The sequence below is a fragment of the Sphingomonas tagetis genome (genome assembly GCF_024211275.1).
GTDB classification, from domain to species: Bacteria; Pseudomonadota; Alphaproteobacteria; order Sphingomonadales; family Sphingomonadaceae; genus Sphingomonas; species Sphingomonas tagetis.
Map to the genome: position 1 here is coordinate 215,298 of NZ_JAMLDX010000003.1, position 15,078 is coordinate 230,375.

Below are 15,078 nucleotides of genomic sequence, written 5' to 3' on the forward strand. Positions count from 1 at the left end.
GCGGCTAGCTGCCGTCGGTGATCACGGTCCCGCCGTCCACCACCAGCGTCTGACCGGTGACGAACGCGCCGGCGTCCGAGGCGAGGAACTGCGCGGCGCCGGCGATCTCCTCGGGCGTGCCGGGGCGGCGCAGCGGCGTCATCGCCATGCGGTGCGCCATGAACGCTTCATCCTCGAGCAGCGTCCGCGACAATTCGGTGGCGATGAAGCCGGGCGCGATCGCATTGACCCGCACGTTTCGCGGTCCCCATTCGACCGCGAGATTGCGCGCCAGCTGCGCGACGCCCGCCTTCGACAGCGCATAGGCGTTGATCGCGCCATTGCCGCGCAGCGCCGAAATGCTCGCCATCAGGATCGCCGCGCCACCACCGCGCGCGGCGATGTGCGGCAGCGCGAGGTTCGCCAGCACCACTTGGCTGCGCAGGTTGAGGCCCATCACCCGGTCGAAATCGGCCATGTTAATGCTGGCAAACGGCCCCGCCCGGCCGGTGACCCCGGCGTTGCACACGAGGATGTCGAGTCCGCCCAGCGCTGCCAGCGCGTTATCGACCAGCGCCGCCAGCGCCACGTCGTCGGTCACGTCACAGGCGATGCCCGGCTGGCCGAGTTCAGCCGCCACCCGCGCGGTATCGCGGCTATCCTCGCTGGAGATCACCACCCGCGCGCCCGCGGCGACGAACGCCTTGGCGATCGCCAGCCCGATGCCGCGCGTCGATCCGGTGACCAGCGCCACCTTTCCCGCGAGCGAGAAGGGAGAGGTCACGGAATACGCGCGCCGTCGTAGCGATCGTCCATCTGCTCGGGCTTGTACTCGTCAAGCGGCTGGCCGTCGTGGAGATAGGCCGGCGCCTCGATCAGGATGAAGGCGATGCGGCAGATCTGATCGGTGGTGTTGCGCCAGCGGTGGTTGGTGCCGCGCTGAACGATCACGCCATGCCTGCCGACGGTCTTCTTGCGGCCGTCCTCCAGCTCCAGCTCGATCTCGCCTTCGAGCACGATGCCATAGTCGATCGAGTTGGTGCGATGCATCGGGCTCTCGCCGCCCGGCAGCATATCAACGATACGGAAGGCGCTGCCGCCCATAAGCGTGGTGCCGACGTCGCGGTCGCGGCCGTCGGTCTCGTCATTATTGTCGGCGGGAACGGTCGGCGTCGTCCACAGCAGCAGGAAGTTGGCGTCGCCGGTCGGAACGGGCTGCGGCTCGCGCACATCCTCCGACTTGAACACGGCACGGCCGTCCGCATCATGGCCGGTAACCACGCGCTGGATCGGGGGCAGGCTTGCGCTCATGGCTTCACCACCGTCTGCTCGAGCGCGCCGAACGGCGTTCGCCCGTCGGCCAGATGCGCCTCCATCCGCACGGTGTCGCCATATTGCATGAAGCCGGTCTTCGCCGCGCCGGTATCGACCACCTCGATCCCGCGTCGCTCGGCGATGCACGAGGAACCGACCTCGCGGTAATTCTCGTTCGACACGGTACCCGACCCGATCACCGTGCCGGCGACCAGATTGCGGGTGCGCGCGGCGTGCGCGACCAGCGCGTCGAAGCCATAGGCCATCGCAGCGCCCCAGGCATTGCCGAACTGCGCGCCATTCCAGTGGACGCGCAGATGCGCTGCGACCTGGCAATCCTGCCACTGTTCGCCCAGCTCGTCCGGCGTCACCGCGAACGGCGCCATGCCGCACGGCGGTTTCGCTTGAATCCAGCCAAAGCCGCTCTTCATTTCCGGGCCGGCGAGCTTGCGCAGCGACCAGTCGTTGATCTGCACGATCAGCTTTATGTGCTTGCGCGCGTCGGCGATGCCGGTGCCCATCGGCACCGCATCGGTGATGATGCCGAACTCGCCCTCGAAATCGATGCCGAGCTCCGGGTCGGCCATCGGCACGTCGGCATGCGGCGCGTAGAAAGTGTCGGATACGCCCTGATACATTGGCGGCCAGTCGGGCTTGAACGGTTCGATCCCCAGCGCCTTGTCCATCAGCGCGCCGTGGCTCGGATAGACCGAGCCATCGAGCCACTGCCAGGCGCGGGGGAGCGGAGCGGCCAGCGCCCGCACGTCCAGCGGGTGCGGAAATTCGGATGTGGCGGCGAGGGTGTCCGCCACGTCGGTCCAGCGCTCCAGCGCCGCCTGCAAGGTCGGAACCGGTGCCTCGGCATAATGCGTGGCGTCAGGCGACACGACGATCAGCCGGCCGTCGGGCGCGCCGGTCTTCAGCGTGGCAAGGCGCATCTATCCCTCCGTTATCAATTGCCCGCCTTCTGTTCTCGCGCGCGATCACCGGCAACGGATTTGGATCGATAGCTTGGCATTGATGAATTGCGATGGTCCCCGCCCGGCACCGGGTGGCAGGGCCGCCGCAACATATGATGCACTGGAGGGAATCAACGATGGCGGTGTGGCTCAAGCGCGGCGCGACTGCCGAGGCGAAGGCGGATGCGGACCGCAAGGTGCGCGACATCGTCGAAGCGTCGCTCGCGGATATCGAGGCGCGCGGCGATGCCGCGGTGCGCGAGATGTCGATCAGGTTCGACGGCTGGGACCGCGACGACTATCGGCTGAGCCAGGCGGAGATCGACGCCTGCGTCGACAGCCTGTCGGCGCAGGAGCGCAAGGACATCGAATTCGCGCAGGCGCAGGTGCGCAACTTCGCGCAGATCCAGCGCGACAGCATGACGGATGTCGAGGTCGAGACGCTGCCCGGCGTGGTGCTGGGTCACAGGAACATCCCGCTCAATTCGGCGGGCTGCTATGTGCCCGGGGGCAAATATCCGCTGCTCGCGAGCGCGCATATGTCGGTCATCACGGCGAAGGTCGCGGGCGTCCCGCGCGTGATCACTTGCGCGCCGCCTTTCCAGGGCAAGGTCGCGCGGGCGATCGTCGCGGCGCAGGCGATGGCCGGCGCCGACGCGATCTATGCGCTCGGCGGCATCCAGGCGGTCGGTGCGATGGCGATCGGCACGCAGAGCATCGATCCGGTCGATATCCTGGTCGGCCCCGGCAACGCCTATGTCGCGGAGGCCAAGCGCCAGCTCTATGGCCGCGTCGGCATCGACCTGTTCGCCGGCCCCACCGAAACGCTGATCATCGCCGACGAACAAGGCTGCGATCCGGAAATGGCGGCGACCGATATCCTCGGCCAAGTCGAGCACGGCCCCGACAGCCCCGGCGTGCTGCTGACCAACAGCGAGAAATTCGCGCGCGAGACGATGCGTGAGATCGAACGGCTGCTGGAAATCCTGCCCACCGCCGACCACGCGCGCAAGGCGTGGGAAAGCTATGGCGAGGTGATCGTCGCCGACAGCTATGACGAAATGGTCGCGATCGCCGACGACATCGCCAGCGAACATGTCCAGGTGATGACCGCCGACCCCGATTATTTCCTTGAGAACATGACCAATTACGGCGCGCTGTTCCTGGGGCAGCGGACCAATGTCAGCTTCGGCGACAAGGTGATCGGCACCAACCACACGCTGCCGACCAGGAAGGCGGCGCGCTATACCGGTGGGCTGTGGGTCGGCAAGTTCCTCAAGACCTGCACGTATCAGCGCGTGCTGACCGACGAGGCGAGCGCGCTGATCGGCGAATATTGCAGCCGGCTGTGCGCGCTCGAAGGCTTTGCCGGACATGGCGAGCAGGCCAATATCCGCGTGCGGCGCTTCGGCGGGCGCAACGTGCCCTATGCCGGTCAGGCGGAGCCGACGGCGGCCACGGCGGCGTAATGGCCGAGGCGCTGCCACGCACGCCTTCGTTCCGGCTCGACGGCAAGCGCGCGCTCGTCACCGGGGCGGGGCGGGGGATCGGCCTCGCCGCTGCCGCAGCGCTGGCCGAGGCCGGCGCAGAGGTGACGCTGGTGGCGCGCTCGGCCGACGAAATCGAAGCGGCGGCGCAGGCGATCGGCGACACCGCTCGCGCGGCCGTGCTCGACGTATCCGATCTGAACGCGGTCGCCGCGTTTTTCGCCGAGCGCGACCCGTTCGACATCCTCGTCAACAATGCCGGGACCAACCGGCCCAAGCCGATGTGGGACGCCAGCGAAGCGGATTACGATGCGGTCATGGACCTCAACGTCAAATCCGCCTTCTTCGTGGCGCAGGCGTGCGCGCGGCGGCTCATTGTCGCGGGAAGCGGGGGCAGCCTGATCCACATGGGATCACAGATGGGCCATGTCGGCGGCCCGAACCGCAGCCTCTATTGCGCATCGAAATGGGCGCTGGAGGGGATGAACAAGGCCTTCGCGCTCGATCTCGCCGCGCATGGCGTCCGCTCGAACACGATCGCGCCGACCTTCATCGAGACGCCGATGACCAGACCGTTCTTCGAGGATCCCGCGTTCCGCGACAACGTGCTCGCCAGGATCAAGCTCGGCCGGCTTGGCCGGGTCGAGGACCTGATGGGCGCGGTCGTCTTTCTCGCTTCCGATGCGTCAGCGCTGATGACGGGCACCAGCCTGGTCGTCGATGGCGGCTGGACCGCCGACTAGCGGCCCAGCTGAAACGTTCGGTCATCCGACCGGCGGCTTGGGCGGTGTGCCCAGCAGGCTGCGCAGTTCGGGGTCATAGTCACCGTCCAGCAGCACGAAGCAGATGCGCGCATTGGTTTCGCTACGGTTTTCCCAGCCGTGGTTGGTGCCGACCTGCACGACCACATCCCCGGGACCCAGCACGCGCTCGCCTTCTTCCATGATCAGCACGAGTTCGCCTTCGATCATGATGCCGAAGTCGATCGATTCGGTGCGGTGCATGAAGGCGTGCTTCCAGTTGTCCCGCGACGGCACCGCGTCTTCCGAGCCGACCGACTTGAAGTGCTCGACGATCTCTTCGTAGCTCAGCTTGCTGGCCTTGTCCCCGGCGGGGTCGAAATCGTGCATGCGGATGCGCACGCCGCCGCGCGGCGGCGGATGGTTCAGGAAATCCTCATTGTCCTGCATGTGCCGCGACACCGTGACGGGCACCTGCTTCTCGTTCCAGATCTCGTAGAACGTCGTCAGGAACTTCGGGTTGGGATAGGTACGTGGGGCGGCATCCGAGATGATGATCGCCTTGCCGGTTTCATCATGGCCGGTAACGATGACTTTGGGTTCGCGAGGCATGCGGCAGTCCAGTTCGAGAATGTCGGGAAGCGCAACTGCTAGGGCGCGCCGCGGGCGGGGAGAAATTCATTCCAGCGGATGATCGGGTTCGCGCACATGAATATGACCCGGGGGTGCTTGCGGTGGTAATGCTTCGGCGCGCTGGCCGATCTGGCCCTGCGTGCGAACCGGGGAAAGCTGCATGCCGCGCCGTTACGTCGATCTTTCGATGACTCTTTCGAACGACGTGGTCAGCGACCCGCCGTTCCTGAAACCGCATATCACCTACGAAACGCACGCCGACACGCGCCAGGAACTGGTCGATTTCTTCCCCGGCTGCGACATCGACGGCATGCATGGCGGCGATCCGTTCTGCGCCGCCGAATGGGTCAAGCTGACGACGCACAGCGGCACGCATGTCGATGCGCCGTGGCACTATCATCCGACTCAGGATGCCGCGCTCGAAGGCGGTTCGCGTCCGGCGCAGACGATCGACCAGATGCCGCTCGAATGGTTCTTCAACCCCGGCGTCAAGCTCGACTTTCGTGATCGTCCCGATGGGCATGTCGTGAGCGCGGCCGAGGTCGAGGCGGAACTCGAGCGCATCGGCCATGAACTCCAGCCGCTCGACATCGTCGTCGTCAACACCGCGGCCGGGATGGCGCTCGCCAACCGCGACCCCGCCTATGTCAGCCGCGGCGCGGGGGTCGGTTACGAGGCGACGATGTACCTGCTCGAACGCGGCGTTCGCGTGACCGGCACCGACGCGTGGAGCTGGGACGCGCCGTTCAGCTACACCGCCGAAAAGGTCAAGGCGACCAACGATCCCAAGCTGATCTGGGAAGGGCACCGCGCCGGCGTCGATATCGGCTACTGCCACATCGAGAAGATGCACAATCTCGAGGCGATCCCGGCGACTGGCTTCATGATCAGCTGTTTCCCGCACAAGATCGAGGGCGCCAGCGCCGGCTGGACGCGCGCGGTCGCGATCTTCGAGGAATAGGCGAATGGCCGACTTCACCTTCCACCATGGCGGCGTCTCGGTCCCCAGCCTTGACGATGCGATCGACTGGTATGGGCGCGTGCTCGGTTTCGAGCTCGAACGCAGCTTCTATATCACCGAAGCGCGCAGCAAGACCGCGATGGTACGCAAGGGGCAGCTGCGCTTCGAGCTGTTCGAGGTGGAGGATGCGGCGCCCTTGCCCGACGAACGGCGCCATCCGCCCAGCGATATCAGGACCCACGGCAACAAGCATGTCGCGTTCCGTATCGCCGATCTCGACGCCTTTCTCGACGAGATGCGTGCCAAGGATGCGGACATCGCCTTCGTGGTGCGCCAGGCCTATGGCGCGGGCTGCTTCATTCGCGATTGCGCGGGCAATCTGATCGAGTTCGTGGAGGAGCCTGCGGCATGATGTTCGATGACCCGAAGGTGCAGGCGGTGCATCTCGCCTATGAGGTGCGCAACGCGGCCGAGGCCGAGCGCGTCCGCACCGGCGGCGTGTCGGGGGTCGACATCCGCGACGAGCTGCTGTTGCCGGTCGGCACCGAAGTGGGGCAGTTGCTCCACGCGCTGATCCTCGCGCGCAAGCCGCGGCGCATCCTCGAGCTCGGCACCAGCTATGGCTATTCGACGCTGTTCCTGGCCGACGCCGCGCGCGCGGTCGGCGGGACCGTCATCACGATGGAGAATGCCGACTACAAACAGGCCGAGTCGCGGCGCCAGATCGCGGCGGCGGGCCTGTCGGATCATGTCGATTTCCGGCTGGGCGACGCGGTCGCGATGATCGCGGCCGACGACGGGCCGTTCGACGTGGTACTGCTCGACATCTGGAAGGAGCTGTATCTGCCGTGCTTCGAGGCTTTCTATCCCAGGCTGTCCGAAGAGGCGATCGTCGCCGCCGACAACATGATCTTCCCGCCTCAGGCGCGGCCTGACGTCCGCGCCTATCGCGAGGCGGTTCGCGCCAAGGGCGACATGCAGCAGGTGCTGCTCCCGGTGGGTTCGGGCGTGGAGCTGGCGGTCAAATGGAGCGCGGGGAGCGCGAAGCTATGACGGCCTCGTCATGACGGTGCGGTCCCGGCTGATGCTGACGGGTTGCGCGAGTCTCGTGCTGGCGGCCTGCGCTACGACTCCGGGGGGATCCGGGCAATTGCGCCAGCCTTCGGTGCTGTCCGGCTTGACTAAAATCGCGGAAGTCGATCGCCGTTATCAGTCCTACAATATAGAGATGGTGCAGGTCACCGGTGGCCGTTTCTGGGCGCCCTATGGCGGACCGGCCGGCGAGACGCACCGCTATCTTCCGCCCGTCGATCTGGCCTCGCCGCGGCTGCGCGCGCTCGCCTCGCATCTCGCGCCTGCCTATCTGCGCGTCAGCGGCACCTGGGCGAACTCCACCTATGTCGCGCTCGAAGGCGAGGTCGTCGCCACGCCGCCGCCGGGCTTCGGACAAGTGCTGACGGGCAGCCAATGGCGCGGCGTGATCGATTTCGCCAAGGCAGCCGATGCGCCGATCGTCACCAGTTTCACCGCCAGCGCCGGAGCGCGCGACCGCAACGGCCAGTGGACATCAACGCAGGCCGACCGCCTGTTGCGGCTGACCCAAGCAGTCGGTGGCCGGCTGCATGCGGCCGAGTTCATCAACGAGCCGTCGCTGGTGGTCCCCGGCGGCTTGCCGCGTGATTATGGCAGCGCCGCCTATGCACGCGATTTCGCCGTCTTTGCGAAATGGGCGAACAAGCGCGCGCCGGACATGCTGCTGCTCGGCCCCGGAAATCTGGGCGAGGAGACGGTCGATCCCGGCATCGCGGCAAAGTTGATGGCGCCCGGCGGGGCGATGAAATCGGAATTGCTGCTGGCGGCGACCGGTCCGCGGCTCGACGCGGTCTCGTGGCATTTCTACGGGGCCGTTTCGCCCCGCTGTGGGGGCGGCAACGGCCTGTCGTCGCGCGACGCCGCCCTGACACCGGAATGGCTCGACCGCACGCTGATCGAGGCCGATGCGATGACCGTGCTGCGCGACCGGCTGGCGCCGGGCAAGCCGCTCTGGCTGACCGAGACCGCGCAGGCCGCGTGCGGCGGAAGCCCATGGGCGGCGGGGTTTCGCGACACGTTCCGCTATCTGAACCAGCTCGGCGCGCTGGCGCAGCGCGGGGTCAAGGTGGTCATCCACAATACGCTCGCGGCTTCTGAATATGGGCTGGCCGATCCCGCGACGCTCGAGCCGCGCCCGAATTACTGGGGCGCGGTGCTGTGGCGGCGCATCATGGGTCCGGTGGTGCTGGCATCGCCCGCCGGCGTTCAGGGCAAGCTACGCTCGTTCGCGCATTGCGCCCCGGCGATGAATGGCGGGGTGGGGCTCTTGCTAATCAATGCCGGTGAGAGCGAGCAGGTGTTCCGCGCCGGTGCGGCGGGGGAGCGCTGGATCATGACGGCAGCGAATCTCGATACCGGTCAGGTCAGCGTCAATGGCGTGCCGCCCGCGCTATCGCCTGACGGGTCGATCACCGGTCTGGGCGCAGCGCGCTTCGTGGACGAGATTGCCGTGCCGGCACGCTCGGTCGTCTTCGCCTCGGTCGCCGCCAACAACCCGCACTGCCGGCGTCGCTGACCTTCCCGCACGCGGCGTCAGATCGCGTGCTCGTCGTCCTGCGTGAGTTCGGCGAGCTTGCCGCCGATCGGCCGCTTGCCGGGCTTGTCCTTGCGGTAGGCGTCGAAGCTCTTGCGGTCGAGGTCGAACGCCATGTCCCAAGGGATGTCGTTGCCGCGGAAGATCTTTGGCGCGTTGTTCGACCAGAGCAGACTGCCGAAGCGGAAATCCCATGCGCGCGGGACCCAATTGTCGTCGAGATAGTCGGTGTCGGCGTGATATTCGGCCTCGCCGGCATGGCCCGGAATGTCGCAATAATAATAGATCGCGCTGGTCGCGCGGTGGCGCGAGATGCCGCCCGAGCTGTTCATGCTGCTGTTCACCCAGCCCTTTTCTTCCATCCGATTGGCGCCGAGCATCACCTCGTCGATATCGTCGCAGCCAAAGGCGATGTGCATGAACTTGAAGTGATCCGGCGCAATCGGCAGGTCGCAATTCACCCAGAAGATCGAATGGTGCTCGTTGGTGCCATCGGCGCGCGCGAACAGCCCCGTGCCCTTGCTGTGATCGGTGTAGCGAAAGCCGAGATGCCGATCATAGAATTCGAAGCTGCCGATATAATCGCGGCTGAAGAAGACGACATGGTTGATCGTCTTGGGGATCGCCTTATGCCGCCAGATGCGGTGCTGGTTGAAGCGCGGATGGTGGGTCGGCGTGTTGACCGGGCTGGCGGCGCTGACGAACGGCCGTTTGGTCCACAGCCGCAATGCGATCGGCTGGCCGTCAGGACAGACGCAGCGCACCGTGCCGTCGGCGTCGCGCGCCACGGCGACCTCGGTCGCGAGGCTCGCGGCATAGCGGTCGAGCGCGGCCTGATCGGCGACACCCCAAATGGTTTCCTTGAGGCCGTCGCCGGGGAAGGGGTCGGGCGAGGGCAGGCGCGCGTCGCCATGCCGATACAGGATCACGCGACTGCCCGATGGCAGGCGGAACACCGCTTCGCGATCATCCGCGCTTTCCAGCGTCAGGCCGAAATCGGTCCAGAAGCGCTGGTGTTCGGCCAGATCGCCGACCCCGAAAACGGCCGATTCGACGCCGATGATGCTCATGCAAAGTCCCCGATATCCTGTTCGGGGCCGAAAATGCCGTGCGCACCGCGCCGGCAAAAACATATTCGATGGGTCCGCGCCTATCGGCAACGGCGATAGTTGCCGGACTCTATTTGCGGAACAGCATCGTCAGCAGGAACCAGATCGTCCGCGCGTCGAGCAGCTTCAACGCTTGGCGCGCCTGAGCCGGGGTGAGCTTGGCGACCATCGGCATCGCGCCGAAGATCTTGCCGCGAATGACCAGATCGCTGCCGTCGCGTTCGATCCGGCGGATCGTCATCAGTTCGTTGTTCTGCGCGTCGATGACGGTCGCGCCCGTCTTTGTCTTTGCCATCAGACCGACCCTCCGCAGACCTTGTCGTAATCGATATCCAGATCGTCCATCATCTGGATCGCGGTCGCGCGGCCCGCGCCGAACACGCCGCCGCCCGGGTGCATGAATGGGCCGACCAGATACAGCCCCTCGATCTCCGGCACGCGCAGCGACCCCAGGTCGGGCGTCGGGCGATGCCCCACCGTCTGGTAGAAGAACGGCGCGCAGCCATGAATGTCGCCCTTGACGAAGCTCGCCGGGCTGTCGCGTTCATGATCGACCGGCGAGCGGACCAGCCGCCCGGTGATGTTGTCGTCGGTCAGGTTGGAATAGAATTTGCGGTACTGGGCGAGCGCCTTGTCCGAATATTCTTCCTTCTTCTCGTCCCACGCGGCACTGCCGCCGTCGTGTAGGTCATAGGGCGCGAAGTTGACGCCATAGAAGACGCCGGCCCCGGCCGGGGCGCGGCTGGGATCGAAGATCGTGTTGTCGCCGCCCGCGATCAGCCGCTCGCTGACCTCGCCGCGTTGCAGCTTGTCATATTCCAGCAGCATGTCGCGCACGGTGTAGAAGTCCATCAGCTCGGTCATCATCGCATTGGTTTCGTTGCCCGCCTTGAGCTTGAGCTGCTCCCTGAGCGTCAGATGCGTGAGATTGATCGAGAAGGTCGATGGCGTGACGCGTTCGGCACGCTCGAGCACCGGTTCCGGCGTTTCGGCGACGAACTTGCGCAGCACATGCGGATGGATCGCGCCGATCACCCCGTCCTTCGCCATGAACTGCTCGCCATCGGTCAGCTCCAGCCCGACCGCCTTGCCCGACGAGACGATCACGCGGCGCACCTCGGCATTGCAGCGTACTTCGCCGCCCCAATGCTCGATCGCGCGCACCAGCGACTTGGACAGCTCACCCGATCCGCCGCGCGGCATCGAACAGCCATAGGTGTGGATGATCCCCGGCATCAGGAACGCGCCCATGCCGGTGCCCAATTCCTCCGGCAGCTGAAGATTCTCGGTCACCATCCGCACGATGTGGATCTTGAGCAGGTCGCTCTCGAAATACTGGTTGACCACGTCGAGTGCGCTGCGCTGCATGACGTCGAGCAGGAAGCGCCCCTCGCTCGACTGATCCATCATCGCGACGAACGCGCCCATGGGGAAGGGCGGAGCATAGAGTCCCGACATGAACATCGGAATCGCCGCCATGCTCGCGCCGGCGAACTTGCGATAGGCCTCGGCGTCCTTTTCCGAGAATTGCGCGATACCCTCGCAGGTGCGGTCGAGATCCTTCCAGCTCAGCACCCTGGTGCCGTCCTCCCACACGCTGGCATGCGGCAGCTCGGGATAGATGTAGTCGAGGCCGAACTTGCCGAGCAGGCCCAGCTCGTCATTGCGCAGCATCGGATTGCCCTGGATCATGATGTGCACATTGCTGTGCTCGTCATGCCAAAAGCCGGGCTGGATCAATTCGCGCGTCGACACGCCGCCGCCGAAATGCGGCTTCCGTTCGAGCACCAGCACCTTCTTGCCCGCCTTGGCCAGATAGGCGGCGGCGGTCAGGCCGTTATGGCCCGCGCCCATCACGACGACGTCATAGCGGCTCATACATGCTCTCCGAAGAACTGGCGAAACTGGTCGATGCCCGGCACGTGGCTGGCGCAACCGCCGTCACACACCAGCAGCTGACCGGTGATGTTGCGCGCGGCGTCGCTGGCGAGAAAGGCGATGGCCTCGGCGATGTCGTCGGGTTCGCCGAGCCGGTCCCGCAGCGTCTCGGCCTCGACCGCTGCGCGCAGCTGGGGCGGGAAGGCGGCCTGCAGGGCGGGCGTCATCGTCATGCCCGGCGCGACCGCGTTGCATCGCACGCCGGCCTTGCCATGGCTGGCGGCGATAGCGCGGGTCAGCTGGATGATCGCCGCCTTGGACGAGCTGTACGCGGCCTGGATCAAATGGCCCTGCAAGGCGAGGTTGCTCACCGTATTGACGATATTGCCCCGCGTCGCGCGCAGGTGCGGTAGCGCCGCGCGGCTGGCGACCATCGTCCCGCGCACATTGACGGCATAGGTGCGGTCCCACAGCGCGGTGTCCATCGTCTCGACGTCGCGGTCGGCCTGCGCGATCTCGGGTCCGAGCAGCGCGGCGTTGTTGCACAGGATGTCGAGCCGGCCGAACGTCCTGACGGTCTGTGCGATCATCGCCTCGACCGAGGCTTCGTCCGCCAGATCGAGTGCGAGGCCGACCGCGCCGGGCAGTTCCAACGCGAGTTCGCAGGCGCGGTCGGCGGCGATATCGGCGATCACCACCTGCGCGCCGCGCGCCGACATCAGTTGCGCTGTGGCGAAACCGATCCCGCCCGCGCCGCCGGTCACGATCGCCACCTTGCCGTCGAGGCGGATCGCATCGCCCATCCTGCCGCTCTCCCGTCTTTACCTTGTCGCGGGGCAGCCTAAGCTCGTCGTGACGATGGACGGAAGACGGCACTTTTTTGTGCCCTCACGGCAGGAGGGGCGGACTGAACGAACCGGACGACATCGATGCGTCGGCCCATGCCGCGATCGCCGCGCTGACCCGCCACATGGCGGTGCATGGCAAGTCGCGCGACGGCCCGGTGCGTTCGCTCTCGGCCTATGTCGGCGACCGCTGGTCGACGCTCATCCTGCTGGTGCTCGACACCGGGACCTGGCGGCACGCCGCGCTGCGGCGGGTGCTGGGCGAGATCTCGCACGAGGGCGCGATTTCGCAACGTGTGCTGACGCTCAAATTGCGGTCGCTTGAACGCGATGGGCTGGTGCATCGTGACACCACGACCGACACGCCGCCGCGAGTCAGCTATCGCCTGACGTCAAACGGTCAGGGGCTGGTCGGCGAGATCCGCGGGGTGCTCGGCTGGATCGAGGACCACAGTGCCGATGTGGTCGCCGCACGCTGCCGCTTCGACGCGCGGGAGATGTGATCAACCGCGCCGGTTGAACGTATCCGCCTGGAACTCGACCCCGATCCGGCCGTGATCCTGCGACTCGCCCGGACCCTTGCCGAACAATTCCAGCGCCACGGTGCGCAGCTGGCCGATCATCCACTGAATCGCGAAATCGTTGCGGCTGGTGAGGTGCCACTGGATGCCTTCGCGGATCGGCGGGATGTCGAACGGCACTTCCTGCGCCGCCAGCGGAAAGCGTTCGAGCACGCGCTCCGCCAGCTTGCGGTGCATCGTCGCCACACGGTGCGTGCCGATCAGCAGCCCCGGCAGCGAGAGGAAGGTCGGCGCGACCACCTCTATCCGTCGCGCCTGCTTCTGACGGCGCAGGAACCAGTCGTCGAACGCCGGAATGCGCGAGCGGCCGAAGCGCGTGGTGACATGGCTGAGCTCGAAATAGGCCTCGCGCGTCAATTCCGTCGCGAGCGCAGGATTGGTGGCGTCGCCGACCACGAGATAATCGTCCTGAAACAGGATTTCGCTGGGATGATCCGCCGAGAGCGCGAAATCGACCGTCAGCAGCAAGTCGATCAGTCCGCGTTCGAGCGATTCGACCGGCGCGCTCGCCATCCCCTGGATCTCGAAACGCATCAGCGGCGCGGTGACCGCGAGCCTCGCGATGACTTCGGTCAGCAGCACTTCGGTCGAATAGTCCGACGCCATGATCCTAATCTGGCGGTCGCAGCTTTCCGGTTCGAATTCGGGCGCGACGGCGACCGTCGTCCGGATCTGTTCGAGCACCGCGCGGACCGGATCGATCAACTCCTCGGCCCGCGGCGTCAGGATCATCTGCCGCCCCTTGAGCAGCAGCAGCTCGTCCTTGAAATATTCGCGCAGCCGGCCGAGCGCGCTCGATGTCGCGGATTGCGACAGGCAGAGCCGGTCGGCGGCGAGCGAGACGCTCTTTTCCTCCAGCAATACATCGAGCGCCACGAGGAGATTGAGGTCGAGCCTCTGAAACCGCACGCTCGTTCTCCCGCGCTAGTCGAGCGTCGCAAGCGCTCGTCGCACGAGTGTAGCGACACTTCCATCATGCGCAAATCCCGCGCGTTCGGCGGCGGCGGTGGTCAGGCGCGGATGCGACCCGAACGCGCGTTCGAGGTCGGGGTCGGGCGCACGGCTGACCAGCGAGGGATCGACGCCGCACTGGCGCGCGATTTCCTCGACAAGATCGCCCATGCGGATCGTCAGCGCGGGCAGCGTCACCGCGCGCGTCGGCGGCAACAGCGCCGTGTCGCAGGCCAGCGCGGTTACGAAATTCGCCGCGCAGCACTCGACCGACTCCGCCCAGATCGTCGCGTCGGGTGACACCGGGCAGACGAACGGCTCGCTCGCCTTCAGCGCGTGGAACAGGTCGGACATGAATGCGGACTTCATGCCCGAAGGTCCCTTGGGGCGTGCGAGGATGCCGGGCAGGCGCACGGTCACGCCATCGATCGCGCCGCGATTGGACAGCATGGCGACCGCCGTCTCCATCATCGCCTTGTGTCCGCCATAGATCATTCGCGGCGACAACGGCGTGGCGTCGTCGACCCCGCCGGTCGGCAACGGATCGCCATAGACCGCGATCGTGCTGGCAAAGACCACGCGGGGACGATTGCCAGCAGCGGCGGCTTCTTCGAGCAGGTCGTACATCGCATCGATGTTGATCCGTCGCGAGGCGCCGGGATCGACCTCGGCGGCGCCCCCGGGAACGGTAGCGAGATGGATCAGCGCTTCGCACCCGTCGCGGAGCGCATCGGCACGCACCGCCGGATCGCCCAGATCGCCCGCCACCGCGCGGGCTCCCGCAGGGATTGACGACGCGGCCGTGTCCAGTCCGACGACCGGCGGCCCGCCCGCAAGCAGCCTGGCCACCAGATGGCGGCCGACGAACCCGCCCGCGCCGGTCACTATGATCGTCATCGCCTGTGCCTCTCCATTCGCCGCACGGGCTATTCTGCCAACGCGCCCAACGCCTGCGAATTCTATCGATAGCCGGTCATCCACCGCGCGGGACGCTTTGCCGCGACCGATACAGCTC

At 66.4% G+C, this 15,078-nt stretch carries 17 protein-coding genes; 7 read left to right on the top strand and 10 right to left on the bottom strand.

The window, feature by feature from the left end:
• Positions 1-4: 4 nt before the first annotated feature.
• The 3 genes from M9978_RS05615 to M9978_RS05625 are packed head-to-tail and all read right to left on the bottom strand — an operon-like array spanning position 5 to position 2,231.
• The gene (locus tag M9978_RS05615; protein WP_254291998.1) at positions 5-763 is read right to left on the bottom strand and encodes an SDR family NAD(P)-dependent oxidoreductase; all 759 of its coding nucleotides are present in this window, start codon (positions 761-763) and stop codon (positions 5-7) included.
• Positions 760-1,290, bottom strand: coding sequence for a cupin domain-containing protein (locus M9978_RS05620; protein ID WP_254291999.1), 531 nt, complete (start codon positions 1,288-1,290; stop codon positions 760-762). The genes M9978_RS05615 and M9978_RS05620 overlap by 4 nt, the downstream gene beginning before the upstream one ends.
• The gene (locus M9978_RS05625) at positions 1,287-2,231 is read right to left on the bottom strand and encodes a fumarylacetoacetate hydrolase family protein (protein WP_254292000.1); all 945 of its coding nucleotides are present in this window, start codon (positions 2,229-2,231) and stop codon (positions 1,287-1,289) included. Before M9978_RS05625 ends, M9978_RS05620 begins: the two co-directional genes overlap by 4 nt.
• A gap of 158 nt (positions 2,232-2,389) precedes the next feature.
• On the opposite strand from M9978_RS05625, the gene hisD reads away from it, so the two are divergent.
• Complete coding sequence (hisD, locus tag M9978_RS05630; protein ID WP_254292001.1) at positions 2,390-3,721, top strand: histidinol dehydrogenase; 1,332 nt, start codon at positions 2,390-2,392, stop codon at positions 3,719-3,721.
• On the top strand, positions 3,721-4,482 hold the full coding sequence (locus tag M9978_RS05635) for an SDR family NAD(P)-dependent oxidoreductase (protein WP_254292002.1): 762 nt from the start codon (positions 3,721-3,723) through the stop codon (positions 4,480-4,482). Before hisD ends, M9978_RS05635 begins: the two co-directional genes overlap by 1 nt.
• Positions 4,483-4,503: 21 nt before the next feature.
• Here M9978_RS05635 and M9978_RS05640 read toward each other — a convergent pair whose 3' ends face one another.
• Positions 4,504-5,091 (bottom strand): cupin domain-containing protein, encoded by a 588-nt coding sequence (locus M9978_RS05640; protein ID WP_254292003.1) that lies wholly within the window; start codon positions 5,089-5,091, stop codon positions 4,504-4,506.
• A gap of 181 nt (positions 5,092-5,272) precedes the next feature.
• Between M9978_RS05640 and M9978_RS05645 the strand changes: the two genes are divergently transcribed.
• From M9978_RS05645 to M9978_RS05660, 4 genes are all read left to right on the top strand, one after another.
• Entirely contained in the window at positions 5,273-6,073 is an 801-nt protein-coding gene (locus tag M9978_RS05645) for a cyclase family protein (protein ID WP_254292004.1), read from the top strand.
• Positions 6,074-6,077: 4 nt separating this feature from the next.
• Complete coding sequence (locus M9978_RS05650; protein ID WP_254292005.1) at positions 6,078-6,485, top strand: VOC family protein; 408 nt, start codon at positions 6,078-6,080, stop codon at positions 6,483-6,485.
• Positions 6,482-7,126, top strand: a complete 645-nt coding sequence (locus M9978_RS05655; RefSeq protein ID WP_254292006.1) for an O-methyltransferase — start codon at positions 6,482-6,484, stop codon at positions 7,124-7,126. Before M9978_RS05650 ends, M9978_RS05655 begins: the two co-directional genes overlap by 4 nt.
• A 124-nt stretch (positions 7,127-7,250) precedes the next feature.
• Positions 7,251-8,681, top strand: a complete 1,431-nt coding sequence (locus tag M9978_RS05660) for a hypothetical protein (RefSeq protein WP_254292007.1) — start codon at positions 7,251-7,253, stop codon at positions 8,679-8,681.
• Between the two features lie 17 nt (positions 8,682-8,698).
• On the opposite strand, the gene M9978_RS05665 is transcribed toward M9978_RS05660, so the two are convergent.
• The 4 genes from M9978_RS05665 to M9978_RS05680 form a co-directional block, all read right to left on the bottom strand.
• Positions 8,699-9,769: a VOC family protein gene (locus M9978_RS05665; protein WP_254292008.1), complete on the bottom strand. Its 1,071-nt coding sequence runs from the start codon at positions 9,767-9,769 to the stop codon at positions 8,699-8,701.
• 109 nt (positions 9,770-9,878) lie between these two features.
• Complete coding sequence (locus M9978_RS05670) at positions 9,879-10,103, bottom strand: hypothetical protein (RefSeq protein WP_254292009.1); 225 nt, start codon at positions 10,101-10,103, stop codon at positions 9,879-9,881.
• On the bottom strand, positions 10,103-11,686 hold the full coding sequence (locus M9978_RS05675) for a phytoene desaturase family protein (protein ID WP_254292011.1): 1,584 nt from the start codon (positions 11,684-11,686) through the stop codon (positions 10,103-10,105). The genes M9978_RS05670 and M9978_RS05675 overlap by 1 nt, the downstream gene beginning before the upstream one ends.
• Positions 11,683-12,489: an SDR family NAD(P)-dependent oxidoreductase gene (locus tag M9978_RS05680; protein WP_254292013.1), complete on the bottom strand. Its 807-nt coding sequence runs from the start codon at positions 12,487-12,489 to the stop codon at positions 11,683-11,685. The genes M9978_RS05675 and M9978_RS05680 overlap by 4 nt, the downstream gene beginning before the upstream one ends.
• Positions 12,490-12,566: 77 nt before the next feature.
• On the opposite strand from M9978_RS05680, the gene M9978_RS05685 reads away from it, so the two are divergent.
• Positions 12,567-13,034 (top strand): winged helix-turn-helix transcriptional regulator, encoded by a 468-nt coding sequence (locus M9978_RS05685; RefSeq protein WP_254292014.1) that lies wholly within the window; start codon positions 12,567-12,569, stop codon positions 13,032-13,034.
• Here M9978_RS05685 and M9978_RS05690 read toward each other — a convergent pair whose 3' ends face one another.
• Positions 13,035-14,021 carry a LysR family transcriptional regulator gene (locus M9978_RS05690; RefSeq protein ID WP_254292016.1) on the bottom strand — a complete coding sequence of 329 codons (987 nt, stop codon included), beginning with the start codon at positions 14,019-14,021 and terminating at the stop codon, positions 13,035-13,037.
• 15 nt (positions 14,022-14,036) lie between these two features.
• Entirely contained in the window at positions 14,037-14,960 is a 924-nt protein-coding gene (locus M9978_RS05695) for an NAD-dependent epimerase/dehydratase family protein (RefSeq protein WP_254292018.1), read from the bottom strand.
• Positions 14,961-15,078: the final 118 nt, after the last annotated feature.